The sequence below is a fragment of the Verrucomicrobiia bacterium genome (assembly GCA_019634635.1).
Taxonomy (GTDB): domain Bacteria; phylum Verrucomicrobiota; class Verrucomicrobiia; order Limisphaerales; family UBA9464; genus UBA9464.
On the sequence record JAHCBB010000007.1, the window covers coordinates 81,305 to 95,073 of the forward strand.

10 protein-coding genes are annotated in these 13,769 nt (G+C 65.9%); 5 read left to right on the top strand and 5 right to left on the bottom strand.

The annotated features are described in order from the left end of the window. Nucleotides 1-90: 90 nt before the first annotated feature. The gene (locus KF791_06675; protein MBX3732263.1) at nucleotides 91-645 is read right to left on the bottom strand and encodes a hypothetical protein; all 555 of its coding nucleotides are present in this window, start codon (nucleotides 643-645) and stop codon (nucleotides 91-93) included. A gap of 230 nt (nucleotides 646-875) precedes the next feature. On the opposite strand from KF791_06675, the gene KF791_06680 reads away from it, so the two are divergent. Both KF791_06680 and KF791_06685 read left to right on the top strand, forming a co-directional pair. Continuing rightward, the gene (locus KF791_06680) at nucleotides 876-2,123 is read left to right on the top strand and encodes a hypothetical protein (protein MBX3732264.1); all 1,248 of its coding nucleotides are present in this window, start codon (nucleotides 876-878) and stop codon (nucleotides 2,121-2,123) included. A 124-nt stretch (nucleotides 2,124-2,247) separates the two neighbouring features. Continuing rightward, the gene (locus KF791_06685; GenBank protein ID MBX3732265.1) at nucleotides 2,248-2,469 is read left to right on the top strand and encodes a hypothetical protein; all 222 of its coding nucleotides are present in this window, start codon (nucleotides 2,248-2,250) and stop codon (nucleotides 2,467-2,469) included. 262 nt (nucleotides 2,470-2,731) lie between these two features. Here the strand turns inward: KF791_06685 and KF791_06690 are convergent, their stop codons facing one another. Then, nucleotides 2,732-4,759: a WD40 repeat domain-containing protein gene (locus KF791_06690; GenBank protein MBX3732266.1), complete on the bottom strand. Its 2,028-nt coding sequence runs from the start codon at nucleotides 4,757-4,759 to the stop codon at nucleotides 2,732-2,734. A gap of 430 nt (nucleotides 4,760-5,189) precedes the next feature. On the opposite strand from KF791_06690, the gene KF791_06695 reads away from it, so the two are divergent. Both KF791_06695 and KF791_06700 read left to right on the top strand, forming a co-directional pair. Continuing rightward, complete coding sequence (locus KF791_06695; GenBank protein MBX3732267.1) at nucleotides 5,190-5,417, top strand: antitoxin; 228 nt, start codon at nucleotides 5,190-5,192, stop codon at nucleotides 5,415-5,417. Then, complete coding sequence (locus KF791_06700; protein ID MBX3732268.1) at nucleotides 5,414-5,854, top strand: PIN domain-containing protein; 441 nt, start codon at nucleotides 5,414-5,416, stop codon at nucleotides 5,852-5,854. The genes KF791_06695 and KF791_06700 overlap by 4 nt, the downstream gene beginning before the upstream one ends. Nucleotides 5,855-6,034: 180 nt before the next feature. Here KF791_06700 and KF791_06705 read toward each other — a convergent pair whose 3' ends face one another. Together KF791_06705 and KF791_06710 are read right to left on the bottom strand one after the other, a co-directional pair. Beyond that, nucleotides 6,035-6,511 carry a transcription elongation factor GreAB gene (locus tag KF791_06705; GenBank protein ID MBX3732269.1) on the bottom strand — a complete coding sequence of 159 codons (477 nt, stop codon included), beginning with the start codon at nucleotides 6,509-6,511 and terminating at the stop codon, nucleotides 6,035-6,037. A 330-nt stretch (nucleotides 6,512-6,841) separates the two neighbouring features. Next, entirely contained in the window at nucleotides 6,842-10,072 is a 3,231-nt protein-coding gene (locus tag KF791_06710) for a beta-propeller domain-containing protein (protein MBX3732270.1), read from the bottom strand. Nucleotides 10,073-10,152: 80 nt separating this feature from the next. Between KF791_06710 and KF791_06715 the strand changes: the two genes are divergently transcribed. Then, nucleotides 10,153-10,680, top strand: a complete 528-nt coding sequence (locus KF791_06715; protein ID MBX3732271.1) for an ATP-binding protein — start codon at nucleotides 10,153-10,155, stop codon at nucleotides 10,678-10,680. Here KF791_06715 and KF791_06720 read toward each other — a convergent pair. Beyond that, a complete protein-coding gene (locus KF791_06720; protein ID MBX3732272.1) occupies nucleotides 10,672-13,371 on the bottom strand; it encodes a glucosidase in 2,700 nt (899 codons plus the stop codon). The genes KF791_06715 and KF791_06720 overlap by 9 nt on opposite strands. Nucleotides 13,372-13,769 lie beyond the last annotated feature (398 nt).

Here is a 13,769-nt window from a genome sequence, read left to right on the forward strand (position 1 = left end):
GCCGCGGGATTTGGGGAGGGCGGTCCCCCCGGAGCCCGCACAGTTCCGTCGAAACCAACTCATCCGCCGGATCGCGCCGCATCCGGCCGCTCATCGCGCAGGATCCAGCCGGACCCTCTCCATCAACACGGCGCCGGTCTTCCACGCATTCGTCCACTCGCGGGTGGGCGCCTCAAACGCCATGATGTAGAGGCTGCCCGTGCGATCGTTGGCAATCAGTTGATAGGAGACCGTCCACCCCTCGCGTCCCGGTCCGGAGTCCTCGAAGCGAAAGGTGGTCCGTGAGATCGCCCCGGGCTTCCCGTCGGCCCGCTCGACCAGTTTGTGGTTCTTCGCGGCGGCGTCGGCCACGCCTGCGGCGTATTGGGACGGCGCCATGCCCGCCTGCTTGGGAACGTCGGGCACCCAGTTGATGTCCATCGCCGGTCCGTTGGTGCGTCCCGGCCCTGGTGCGCTCAGGCGATAGGTTTCCGAAGTCCCCTTGCGCTCACGGCTGAGCTTCCACCCCGCGGGCTGAAGCAGGTCTGCCCGGATCTCCCGCAGGCGGACCCAGGAGAAGCCTTCCGGCGCCGCCGGCAACCCCCCGGCCGCCTGTGCCATCACGGCAGCCAGCCAGGTCACGATCGCGAAATGCCGCCAGCCCATGGGAGAAAATGTTTTTCAAGTCAGACGCCGCCGCAAGTCCCCAGTGGCGGTCAGCAGCGAACAGGGCGGAGCGAAAGGACGAACCGATGGCCTCCCCGCCCCGCCGGAAAGGGTCAATTTTTTCGCCGAACCACCGCCATCCAAAGGTCACCCGTCCGCCACCGGGCTTTCACCCCGTCTTCGCCGGAGGCCCACCTGGTTGTGACCTGGGCAGCCTTCGCTGGAGGCCGATGAAGTTGCCCACAATGCTCTGCCGGTTGCCCGTTCTTGCCTCGCTTGGCCTCGTCTCCGCCCTGGCCCAGCCGTCCATCACCGTGACCTCACCCCCGGACGGCGTCACCGCGACCGCGCCGGCCGTCTGGGAGCTCGCGGTGGCCGCTGTGGAGGATGGTTCGCCCGTGGTGCAGGTGGAGTACTTCGCCGACGGAACCCGGGTCGCGGTGGCGACCAACGCGCCCTTCGCGGTCACGCTCAACCCCGCGCCCGTCGGGGGCTATGCGCTGCGGGCGCGCGTGACCGACGCCCTTGCCCGCACCGCGGATTCCGCGCCGGTCCATGTTTCCGTTGCGCGCGCCACCTCCGCGCCGCTCACGCTTCAGATCTTCCACGCGTCGGATCTCGAGGCGGGCATCCCGGCGCTCACCGATGCGCTGAATTTCTCCCGGGTGCTCAACGGCCTCCGTGCCGGGACCACGCTGCCCACGCTCACGCTCAGTTCGGGCGACAATTACATCCCCGGCCCCTTCTTCACCGCCAGCGCCGATCCCGCCGCCGGTTACAACGGCGTGAAGGGCCGCGGTGACATCGCCCTTTGCAACGCCCTCGGCTTCCAAGCCGCCGCCGCCGGGAACCACGAGTTCGACGACAACACGCCCCAGTTTGCCTCCATGCTCCGCGCCGACGCCGCGGTGGGCTACCCCGGCACGCTGTTCCCCTATCTGTCCGCCAACCTGGACTGGAACTCGGACGCCAGCACTCGGGGCCTCATTATTGCCGACGGCGCAGACTGGCGCGCCGGCAGCAACCGGGTGGCCCACGCCTGCACCATCACCGTGGAGGGCCAGATCATCGGCATCGTGGGTGCGACCACCGTGGAACTCCGTCAGATCAGCTCGCCCGGCACGCTCGTTGTGAAGACCAACCTCGCGGCCAAGGTCCAGCCCGCCGTGGACCACCTGCTCGCCCTCGGCTGCAACAAGGTCGTCCTCATCGCCCACCTCCAGCAGTACGCGAACGAGTTTACGCTCGCGACCCAGCTGCGGGACGTGGACGTGATCGTCGCCGGCGGCTCGCACGCCATCTTCGCCGCGCCCGGCAACCGCCTCCGCGCCGGCCATACCGCCGCCGAAGCGTATCCGGTGGCCTTCACCTCGCCCGTTGGCGAGCCGGTGTTTGTGGTCAATGCCGGCTCCAACTTCGAGTACGTCGGCCGGCTGATCGTCAGTTTCGACGAAGCCGGCCGCCGGCCGCACGTTTGACACCCCCGGCACCGAGCAGCGCGCGTTTGCCGACCACCTGGCGTCTCTCGGCGACTACGCCGACGCCGAGACGCCAACGGGGCTGGACACGCGCATCCAGCACCTCGGCTTCAGGACCGACACCGTGCTTGCGCCGGCCTGGGTGGGCACGCGCCGGCTGGCGGTTGGCGTGGAATGGCTGCTGCAGACGCTCCCCGGAAAGCTCTATCAGATCGAGATGGCCGTCGCTGCCGGCGGCCCATGGGTCAACGCCGGCCAACCGGTCAACGGCACCGGCGCCACGGCCCCCGTTGAATCCCCGGCCGACGGCGACGCGGGCTTCGCGCGTGCGCGGAAGCTGAACTGAGGCACCGCCGGCCACTCCCCGGACCTCAGTTGCCGGCGACAGCCGGTGCCGACCCTGAAGATCGAGCCGAGCCGAACGCGGGAAACCCCGTCGCATCCCCTCCACAGGTCGCCTCGTCGCCATGATTCCTGGCCGGGGACCATGAAGTCAGCCGCCAATGACGGTTGAATCTCGTACGGACCTTCCTGGAACGGGACATGTCCCAGCTGCGCGTCCAGATCCCGGGTCTCGGGCGTCAACCCACCCGGAGTCGGATTGGCGGTCACTCCGGGGAATCCACCCAGGCACGGAAGAAGACCGCGGCCCCGGTCAGGGGAAGTGTTGCGGGACTGGTCGCGTCGGGGACCGGCCGCCAGGGACCGCCGGGATCGGACGCATGTTGCAGTTCGCCCAGGGGCCAGCTCAGGCGCACCTGATCGGGAAACCTCTCCAGCTCCAGGCGTGCCGTGATGTCGGCAATGGACCATTCGCGAACGCGATCGGCTCCGGTCAGGATGCGGGTTCCGTCGGCGCTGAAGGCCAGCGCGCTGACCCCCCACTGGTGCCCGGCGAACGTGCGAACCCGCCGGCGGGATGCGAGATCCCAGAGGGTGGCGGTGAAGAGCGGCCAGCCCTCACCGGTGAGCAGGTGCCGTCCATCGGGTGAATACATGGCGGATTCGAGGAATGCGGCTGCCGGGATGAGTTCGCCACGCCGCTGGAAGGTGATGGTGTCGTGGAAGTGCACCAGGCCCTCGTTCCAAGCCACCATCAGGGTCGCGCCGTCCGGTGCGAAGGCGAGGGCGGTTACCGGACCGGCGTTCCCGGATGGGAGGGTGTGGAGGCGCCGTCCGCTTTCGAGGTCGAACAGGTCGGCCCCGAATTCGGTGGAGGCCGCGGCCAGCAGCGACGCCTTGGGAGCGAAGGCCATGGGGCCGCCAAAGGCCCCGCTGGGCAGGGTCCGCAGGCGGGCTCCGGTGTCCGCATTGAAAAGGAGAATCTCCCCGCCTTGGGAACGGGTGGCGATCATCGTTCCATCCGGGGAGAAGACGGCCCCCATCGGCCAGCTCCCGGCCCACAGGATCTCGCGTTCGAGCTCCCCGGTTTCCGTTCTCCAGAGGCGCGCCCCGGGGCTGGGAAGTCCGATCGTCGTCAACACCCGGGAGCCGTCCGGCGAAAACGCCGCCGCCAGGGTTCCCCCCGGCGACCCGACGAACTCGCGGACCGGCTTCCCGGTCCGCCGGTCCCAGAGCCGGGTCGCGCCTTCGGTGCCGCCGCTCAGGACGAAGCGGCCGTCCGGCGAATAGGCGACGCCGGAATGCACCGATGTCGTGTGCCCCCGGAGCGTCTGCAGCGTGTCCCCGCCCGGCAATTGGCGGACCCGGAGCGCGCAGTCCAGCGATGCCGCAATCGTGAGGAACTGACCGGGGATCCCACACGTCGCCACGACCGGCTCACCGGGAACCACGTGAAGCAGCTCGGCGGTCCGGATGTTCCAGAGATAAACGGCTCCGTCCGTGCAGGCGGCCGCCAGGGTGTCCTCGTCCGGCGCCCATAGGGTGATCACCAGCGTGGTGGCGCCCGTGATTCCCGGAAAGGATCGGATCAGCCCGGCGGTCTCCGGATCCCACAGCAGGACGCTTCGATCCGCACCAGTGATGACCAGCCCGTCCTGCGGCAGGAACAGACACCGCTGGGCGGGCCAGTTCGTCGTCGGCAGGGCCCGGAGCTGGGTCCCGGTCTCGACGTCCCAGATCTTGACGCTGTTGGTCAGGAACGAATCCACCGTCGCCAGCAACCGGCCGTCGGGGGAGATCGCCGCTTCGGTAATGGGAGAACCGGGAGTGCGGAGGGACCGCAGCTCGCTTCCGGTTTCCACCGACCAGATTCGCACGGAATTGTCCGAGCTGGCCGACAGAAGTTGACGTCCGTCGGGAGAGAAAAGAATTCGGTGGATTTCACCACCATGTCCCGTGAATTCCCGGACCGGTTCGCGCGTTGCAAGGTCCCACGCAACCAGATTTCCATGGCTGGCCACCACCAGGAGCCGGTGATCCGGCGAAAAGGCGAGCGCCGTGGCCGACCAACCCACGTCGAGGTGCTTGGTGAGTGCGGCTGCCGTCAGGTCCCAGAGAAAGGCGCCACCCTGGCCTCCGCTGGCCAGATACCTCTGGTCGGCGGATGCGGCGATGAGGCGCACATCACCCAGGCCAAAGTATTGATCGGGAACCGGGACCACGTCCGCTCCATGGCCTGCGGCGATCGAAACCACCCATGCCAGAGTGATCCATCCTCGAAGACGCTCTCCCATAGTTGCGCGTCAGGGTATCCTCCGCAGCCCGGGGAAACAAACGACTCCTGGCAGGGGACAGCGAGTTGCTGCCGCAAACCACGGTCGGACGCGGGATCGCGCCCGCGCCTGCAAGCCCCAAACCCAAGGACGGCGCAAGCCTCCTGGCGGCACTCTCAAGCCCGGGAGGCCGAAGAGCCGCTTCGCCGCACCGCAGGAACCAGACGCCCCAATGATGAGCCTGTCTCGTGAACCAAGGGTGTCCGCACCGGGAGGGGGTCGTGTTCGTCCACAAGGACGAACGTGTACCCTTCCATTCCGAAATATTCTGGATGCCCCGACACCCCGCACCCGGGATCCGGGGCACTCACTCATGGATGCACATCGCTTTCCTCAATTGATGCAAGAACCAGTTTTGGACATTGGAAGATTGCTACAGCATCGTTGTGGAATGAGAACGACGTTGACGTTGGATGATGATGTTGCCGAACTGGCCGCCCGCCAGGCCAAGCTGCGGGGCGTTTCGCTCGGCAAGACCGTGTCGGATCTGCTGCGCAGGGGGCTGAACGCCCCCACTCCCGCCCGGGACAAGGGCGGCCTCGTGGTGTTCGAGCTTCCCGCAGATTCGCCCAAGGTGACCACGGACGACGTGCGCCGGATCGAGGCCGAGGGCATATGAAGGGCTATCTGCTCGATACGAATCTGCTGATCGCGCTGCTCTGGCCCAGCCATGAGCAGCATGACGCCGCCCTGAATTGGTTCACCCGCCATCGCGGGAAGGGCTGGGCGACGTGTCCGGTAACCCAGGCCGGTTTCGTCCGCATCGTGTCGAATCCCGCGTTCTCGCGCGACGCAGTCCAACCGCGCGAAGCGACTCAAATCCTTTCCGCCAACGCCGCCGCCAAGGATCACGCATTTTGGCCCGATGAACTGCCGTTCGCCGAGGCGGTCGCCTTTGCCGGAGTACGGCTGTTGGGCCATCAGCAGGTCACCGACGCCTATTTGCTCGGCCTGGCGATCCGCCGGGGCGGCGTGCTGGCCACGTTGGACCGACGCATCGCCGCGCTCACCGGGCCAAGATCGGCCGAACGGAAGGCGCTGGAGATGGTCGCCTGACCCGGGCTGCCCGCGGCAGCGCGTATCGCCGCGGGCTTCCTCGGAGCCGGGAGGAAGTGGAACACTTCGTGGCCCGCACCCACTCACTCCGATTTGCCCTCCGTCATCCCCGGACCGCCGAAACCAAACGGAGCCAGTTTCACCTCAATATCCCAAAGATTTAGCGACGATCCGTCGTTCTCAGAAGATGGCGTGGATCGTCCAGGCGGCCTTGCCTTCAGACAGGGGTTGCACAGCGTCACCTGTCCGGTGGCCGACGAGTTGCCGGCCCAAGGGCGACTGCGGGGTGATCACCGTGACTTCGTGTCCGTCCTCCTCGACCTCTGTGCCGCCGGCGCCGGGACCGAGGAAATACCACTGGGATTGGCGGCGGGAACGAAGTTCCACAAGGGCGCCGATGTCTGCGGGCCGGCCGTCGGGCCAGCTGCTGCCGGAAAGCCTTTGGAACTGCTGCACGGCCAGTTCCAGTTCCGCGGCCTGGCGGGACTGTCCGCGCGCCAGGTAGGACGCCTCGAGGCCCCGGGTGTCGTACTTGTTCTCCGCCTTGCTCTGCTCATGGGTGGCCTCGAAGTGGGCCGCCCGCGCCGCTTTCAGGTACAACTCAAGGTCCGACGTGAGACATTCGACGATTTTTCGGAGCACGGCTGCCTTGTTCATGCGGGCGAGAACTTCGTAATGCCGCCGAAGGTCCTCCAGCAAAATGGAGACCAAGTTGGGGGCGTTCCTGGCGGGCCTTCCCGCATTCCTGAATCCGGAGGTGGGCCGTCAGGCCCGAGATCCCGCGGACTGCTGAATCCGGCTTTGACGCTTCGATGGGGGCCACCATCCGCCACAGCAACCCGCCGGCGCCTGATAATGCTCAAAATGGGACCGATTCATCAAGAAACGCCACGAATTTAGGTGCAACCCCATCGTCCCCCTCGGCGAAGACGGCGGTTGAAGTCCTGCGCATCGAAGCGCGAGCCGATCGGCCCGAACCCCCGGAAATCACGGCAGGTTTGCCGGGTTGAATCCGCGTTGTCCGTTCCCAGCCTGGACGGGGATGAAGTCCACCCCGTACTCGTTCAAGGGCAGCCACAGACCGCGCCGGACATCGCCGTCCGCATGCTTCAACGGGTACCACAGGCATCCCTTGGGGGCTCCGGTCCCCAGAGGACGAAGCATTTCCGGATTGCTGGCATCGAAGAGGGAAATCTGGCGGTCCTGTTGCGCGACGAGGAGCGAGCCCAATACCTCCAACTCGTGGACGGAACGTTCCAACACGGTCGCGTGGAGCAACCCGAATCGCCCGGTGTCCGCCAGCGTCCAGACTTCAAGGACGGCCGGGGTTCTATCGGTCGGCCCGCGGCCCAGAACGACGTGCCCGTCGTGGACCCGCAACGGATGGGGCCATTCCCGAAGCGGCATGGAATGGATGAGGGATGCGGAGACGCCGTCGTAGGCGCTGGCGGCCAGCCACTCGTTCCAGTCGGTCGTCCAGTCGGAACGCCACTGCACGCCCACGGTGTAGAGCACCGCGCCGTCATGCGAGAGGCCGCGCAGGGTGCCTGGGATGTTGACCGGTTTGCGCACGGTGGGGCTGGCGGGATCGGCATAGTCCACCACGTCGAGATAATGGCGGGTCGCCCAAACCCCCGGCCGTCCGGGCACGGGAACTTCCTTGCCGGCGTCGCGATCCAGCGCGGTCGTCGAGGGGCCGGTGGTGGTTTGACCCGGGACGATCACGCCCTCGAGAAATTCCGACGCCTGGTGGCTGAGATAGACCATTCCGTCGGCCTCAAACGCATCGCTGAAGGACCACCAGTTGCCGCCATCCACACGCGTTGTGCTGACAAAGCGCGGCGCGGCGGCCGCCGCGACGTCCGCCGCCAGCAACAGTCCGCTGCCACTGCCGCCCCACGGCCGCCAGAGGGTATCGCCCACGATGCCGCGGCCGGGCATCCCGATATCCCAGAACCCGTAGTGACCGCCGCCGCCGGACCAGACGATCAGGTCGGGTTTCGGCCAGAGCGCCTGGAATTCGCCGTGGAACGTTTCCCCGGTTTCCTGACGGGTCGTGCCCAGCGGACTCACCGTCGGCAGACGGGCAAGATCGAAGGCGCTTAGGATCAAGCGGCCGTTGTGCAGGACGAGGGTGGCCTCTCCCTCCCCGGCCGCGGGTGCGACCCATTGCTGCCACGCGGACCTGCCTTGGAGCAGAAACAATTTGTTGTCGCGGACCGTGCTGCCCAGGATGGGATCGTCCGATTCCAACTTGATCTGATCCATCGTTGCGTCCGGAGCCTCGGCGCGCGCCACCCGGATGGCATTCTTGACGGTGCCACCAAACCAGCCGCCCGTGTCCTGCGAGATTTCGAGCAGGTAATCTCCGCTCAGGAGGACCTTGTTGATGGGCCAGGCCAGTTCGAGTTGTGCCTTCACCACGGGCTGGTCCCGGTGGGTGGCATCCACCACGACCAGTTCATGGGCGTCCACCGAGACGATGCGGTCGCCCAGAACGGTCGCACGCCGGGGTTGCATCCGGTGCTCGATCGTGCCGCGCGCCTGGAGGGTTGTGGCCCCCAGGTCAATGATCTGCACCCGGCTGGCGTATCCGCCGCTTTGGTCGCCCTGGTAGGGGACGAGGATCGTGCCGGCGTCGGGCAGGACGGCGAATGCCTTCTCATCGTAGTTGGCTTCGCTCCAGGAATGGCTTTCGCCCAGGGCCACCTTGTCGAGGAGGGCCGGTCTGGCCGGATCCTTCACATCAAAGAGCGAAACGGCCACCTTCCAGCCATTCGCGTCATCAATGCCGATGCTCACGAGCCGGTCGCCCAACGGATGAATGTAGGTGGACCAGCCGGGGACGTGCAGCTCGCCCAAAACGCGCGGCTCGCGCGGATCGGAAAGATCAACAATCCAAAGCGGATCAATCCGGAAGAAGGTGACCACGTACACCCGGTCGCCATCAAAACGCGTGGCGTGAAGCTGTTCGCCGCGCGCCAGCGTCAGCTGTCCGAGGCGCTCCGGCGCTGCCGGGTTTTCCAGCGAAAAGGTCTCAAGGGACGTAAACACCCCGCGACCACTGGTGTTCCAGTTCTCGGAAATGATCGTCAGCACGTCGCCCCGAACGTTGATCTTGAACTTGTCCGGCACACGGCCGTCGGACCTGATCGAAGCCAGCGCCTTCATCGTGCCGTCGGACGAGGACACATCAACGCAGTGAACGACCGATCGCCACCAATGGCCGGGGTCCTGCGTGGCGACGAACAGAAACCGGTCGGTGGCCGTGACCACGTTCCCCCAGCCGGGGTGCCAGAGGGAGGATCTGGCCTGCGGCTGCGCCGGATTCGACAAGTCATACGAGGAAACAACCGACCCCCACTCGTACACGTCCTGACCATTCGCCCGGCGCAGGCGGTACTGTTGGGAAACGACATACAGCGCGTCCCCCACCATGCGGCTCTCCTGAATGGTGCCCTCCACGGGCACCGAGGCCGCGATGGACGGCATGCCGTCCTCCACGTTGACCACGTGGATCTCGCTCGTGGCCTGCCCCGCAGCGGAATACGCGCAGTCATTGCGGACCAGCAACACCGCCTGCCCCGTCGGCAACACGTACATCTGCTCGCCGACCGCGGGCAAATCAAGCTGGCCCCGGAGGACCGGATCATCCGGCTGGCTCAGATCAATGATCTGCAGGCCCCGGGATTGATTGAAAAAATAGAGGGTGCTTCCCCGGAGCTGCCAGATGTCGGATTCAGCGACACCCCGGGAAGCATCCGTGGAACCCTGGTTGCGATCGGGTGTGGTCGCATCCGTGGTGGGGTAAGGGAACCCGCCGGTCTCGGCCCCACCTCCACCTCCCAAACCGGCGAAAGAATTTGTGCCCTGGTAGAACGAGGCGGGGAGCCGCTCGGTGGGGTCGCCCCGCACGCGCAACAACTCGATCGCCGCCGAGGCGGGCAGGCGGAACGACAGCCGGCCACCCGAGCCATCCAACCGTTGCACGGCCTTGGGCTCCCACGCGCCCGCGCCCAGGCGAGGACGGCCCTCCAGCGTCACCTTGCTCACGCCGCCGGGCACATCCACGATCACAATGACTTCGGTCCTTTCGATCCGGATCGAGGCGATGCTCGGACGATCCAGCCCGGCCGCCGGAGCCGGCACGGCCCACAGGAACAAACTGAGCAATACCCCCAATGGCCCGATCCGGGCGAAGCGATCAGGTGTCCACATATTGACTGATGGCTGTGAATTGGTTTTGACGCTGCACCGGGAGATGGAGCCTTGGTTTCACTGCCCCTCCATATTCGATCATGGAATTGCGCCCTGGAAGCCGCGTCAACCTCAATCCGCTGCGGACTCGAATCCCCGGTGTCGGCAAGAACCATCTGGCCGGGGTCCCGGGCCACCGGGCCATCAACGCCGGTCACTTCGTCCTTCACGTCTCCACCTCCGACCTGGTCCGCACCCTCCCCGCCGACACCACCGCCGGCGGGGCCCGGTGCCCCCTCACCCGCTGGCTCAAACCCGACCTCCTCGTCCCGGACGACTTCGGCATCAAAACCCCCCCGCCCCAGGCTGGCGAATGGCTGCCGGAGATCGCACTGCGCGACACGAAACCCGTCCACCGCCATGACGTCCAACGGCCCCTCTTCAAGAAATGGGGGAGACGGCTCCACGACATCCCCGCCGTCACCGCCATCATTGACCGCTTCCACCCCCGCGCCGAAATCATCCAGACCACCGGCCGCAGCTTCCGCCTCAAGGACGCCGCCCTCCGTCGGTCCCAGAATGCCGGATCGGCTCCCGCACCGAACCCCGGCCCTCTCCGATTACGCTAGATTGTGGTCGGTGAGTTTCTCGGCGCGCTCGCGGACCAGACGGACCACCAGGGATGTCCAGCCGGTCTGGTGACTGGCGCCCAGGCCTTCGCCGGTTTCGGCATGGAAATACTCATGGAACAACACGAGGTTCCTCCAGGTGGGGTTGTCGTCGTAGCGCCGGGCGATGCCACCACCGAAGCAGGGCCGGTAACCCTGCGCATCCTTCTGGAAGATGGAGATCAGTCGTTCACTGATGAGGTCGGCCACTTGATCCAGGGCCAGTTCGTGACCCGAGCCGGCGGGAGCCTCGATCTTGAACGAGTCGCCGTAGAAATGGTGATAACGCTCGAGGGCCTCGACGATGAGGTAGTTTACGGGAAACCACACCGGGCCACGCCAGTTCGAATTGCCACCGAACATCCAACTGTCGCTCTCGCCCGGAACATAACGAACTTCGTGGTCCTCATCCCCGTGCCGGAACCGGAAGGGAGCCTGCCCGTGGATCTTGCTGAGGGAGCGAATGCCGAAGCGGCTGAGAAATTCGTCCTCGTCCACGAGGCGCTCGAGACAGCGGCGGAGCCGTTGTCGGGAGGGGATGGCCAGCAGGCGCAGGGAGCGGTTGTCTTCGGTGCCGATGCCCCGGTCCCCGTAGCTGACGTACTTGGCCAACTCGGGTCGGTTCTCCAGGAACCAGTTCATCCGCTTTTTGAAGCCGGGCAGGGCGTCTATGGTCTCCTGATCGAGGACGGCCACCGCGATCATCGGAAGCAGGCCCACCAGGGATCGGACCTTGAGGGGGATGGGTTGCTGATGGTCAATGATGAGCTGGTCGTAGTAGAAGCCGTCCTCCTCATCCCAGAGTCCGTGACCGCCAAGCGCATTGATCGCGTCCGTGATGTTGACGAAATGCTCGAAGAACTTCGAGGCAATATCCTCGTAGGGGGGGCGATGACGGGCCAGTTCGATGGACATCGAAAGCATGAGCAGGCAATAGGAGGCCATCCAGGCGGTGCCGTCGGCCTGATGCAGGCGCCCGCCGCCGGGGAGCGGACGGGAACGGTCGAACACGCCAATATTGTCGAGCCCAAGGAATCCGCCGCCGAAAACATGGCGCCCTTCCACATCCTTGCGGTTCACCCACCAGGTGAAATTGAGCAGCAGCTTTTGAAAGGCCTTCTCGAGAAAATCGAGATCCCGGCGGCCCTTGGGATCGGCCATCTTATAGACCCGCCAGACGGCCCAGGCATGCACGGGGGGATTGACGTCGGAGAAATTCCACTCGTAGGCGGGGAGCTGCCCGTTGGGGTGCATGTACCATTCGCGCAGGAGGAGCAGCAGCTGGCTCTTGGCAAAGTCCGGATCAATCCGGACGAACGGCACCATGTGAAAGGCCGTGTCCCAGGCGGCGAACCACGGGTATTCCCACTTGTCCGGCATGGAGAGGACATCGCGGGCGAAGAAGTGGCCCCAATCGTGATTGCGTCCGTGCAGGCGGGACTCATGCCGGGAGGGCTCGTCGGAGTGGCCATGAATCCAATCATGGACAATGAATTCGTAGTATTGCTTGGTCCAAAGCAGGCCGGCGTAACCCTGCCGGCAGATCATGGCGTCCTCCGTGTTGATCAGGTCGGGAAGGACCTCCTTGTAGAATTCGTTGCACTCCGCGATCCGCGCCAACAGGGTCTCCTCGAAGCGGGCGAGTCCCCCGATGGCATTGTCCTCCTCCACGGGATGCAGGCGGCACCGCACCACCACGCTGGCTCCGGGCGGGATCTCGAACATCCAATGGGCCGCGCCCTTGGTCCCGCGTCGGCCGGGGTTCACCGCATCGGCTTCGTGATCCACGAGATGACGGTGAAAGGCGTCCTTGGTGTAGGGTGAGGCGTCTTCCGATCCGAAGATGCGTGCCCGGTTGGTCTCATTCTCGGTGAACAGCCAGTCGCCCCCGGAGGAAGCTCCCTCGGCCTCGCTGTGGAACAGCAGCTCACCCAATTCCTCATGATGAAGCCGGATCGCCCCGACAGCCGGATCGAACTCCAGCGTCGGGCGCCGCTGGCTCCCCTTGTGGACGCCGGGCCAGCTCCAGACGTTGCGAAACCAGATGCTCGGCAGCACATGAAGCGGGGCGGTCTCCCGGCCGTGATTGGTGATGGTGATCTTCCAGAGCAGGTCGTTGGGGCTCCGCTTGGCAACCTCCTGGAGGACGTCGAAGTAGGCGTCATCCTGGAAAAGGCCAAGGTCCGCCAATTCCACTTCACCCAGACCCTTGTCGCGCCCGGCATTCGCGTTTCCGAGTTCGGTGTAGGGGTAACGCGCGTGCGGATATTTGTAGAGCCCCTTGGTGTAGGAATGGGTTGGCGTGGCGTCGAGGTAGTAGTAGCACTCCTTCACGTCCTCCCCGTGGCTGCCCTCCCGGCCGCTGAGTCCGAAAAGCCGCTCTTTGAGAATCGCGTCCCGGCCGTTCCACAGGACCGGGGCAAAACAGAGGCGGCATTCGCGGTCGGTCCAGCCCATCAAGCCGTCTTCGCCCCAGCGGTAGGCGCGGCTGCGCGATTGATCATGGGTGAAGGCCTCCCAGCTGTCCTGATGGGCCGAATAGTCCTCGCGCACCGTGCCCCACTGGCGCTCGGAAAGGTAGGTCCCCCAGCGCTTCCAGTTCTTCTCCCGCGCCCTGTCCTCTGCCAAACGTCGCTGCTCAGATCCCGCCATGCCCGGCCATTGAGCCGCGAACGGGCAGGTCGGGCAAGCGCCCCAGGTCCGGTCGCGGCAAAATCAAGGGGGCTGAATCCGGAAGCGATGGACAGGACTGCATTCGGCGCGCCCGGTCGAGTCCGTTGGGCACATCCAAAGGAAACGAATGGGACAGGCGACCCATCGTCTGTCGGCTCAGTGACGAACTGGAATCACATTCTTGCAAATTCCCTCCGGACGCAGGGCGGCGGTCGGCAGCCCGGCTTTGCGGCACTTGGGACACCGGAGGCGATTGGTATTCCACGGTTGCCGGATGCAGTCCCCCATTTGCGGATGGGACGCTCGACCGGCGGCGGAGCATGGGGGGCCGTCCGGGGGCGGCAGACCGGGGGCGGCAGACCGGAGGCGGGAGGCGC

Excerpts from the sequence above, each read along its gene's own strand:
- KF791_06690 (MBX3732266.1), bottom strand. The coding sequence starts at position 4,759 with ATGGGAGAGCGTCTTCGAGGATGGATCACTCTGGCATGGGTGGTTTCG.
- KF791_06715 (MBX3732271.1), top strand. The coding sequence starts at position 10,153 with ATGGAATTGCGCCCTGGAAGCCGCGTCAACCTCAATCCGCTGCGGACT.
- KF791_06700 (MBX3732268.1), top strand. The coding sequence starts at position 5,414 with ATGAAGGGCTATCTGCTCGATACGAATCTGCTGATCGCGCTGCTCTGG.
- KF791_06720 (MBX3732272.1), bottom strand. The coding sequence starts at position 13,371 with ATGGCGGGATCTGAGCAGCGACGTTTGGCAGAGGACAGGGCGCGGGAG.
- KF791_06675 (MBX3732263.1), bottom strand. The coding sequence starts at position 645 with ATGGGCTGGCGGCATTTCGCGATCGTGACCTGGCTGGCTGCCGTGATG.
- KF791_06705 (MBX3732269.1), bottom strand. The coding sequence starts at position 6,511 with ATGAACAAGGCAGCCGTGCTCCGAAAAATCGTCGAATGTCTCACGTCG.
- KF791_06695 (MBX3732267.1), top strand. The coding sequence starts at position 5,190 with ATGAGAACGACGTTGACGTTGGATGATGATGTTGCCGAACTGGCCGCC.
- KF791_06710 (MBX3732270.1), bottom strand. The coding sequence starts at position 10,072 with ATGTGGACACCTGATCGCTTCGCCCGGATCGGGCCATTGGGGGTATTG.
- KF791_06680 (MBX3732264.1), top strand. The coding sequence starts at position 876 with ATGAAGTTGCCCACAATGCTCTGCCGGTTGCCCGTTCTTGCCTCGCTT.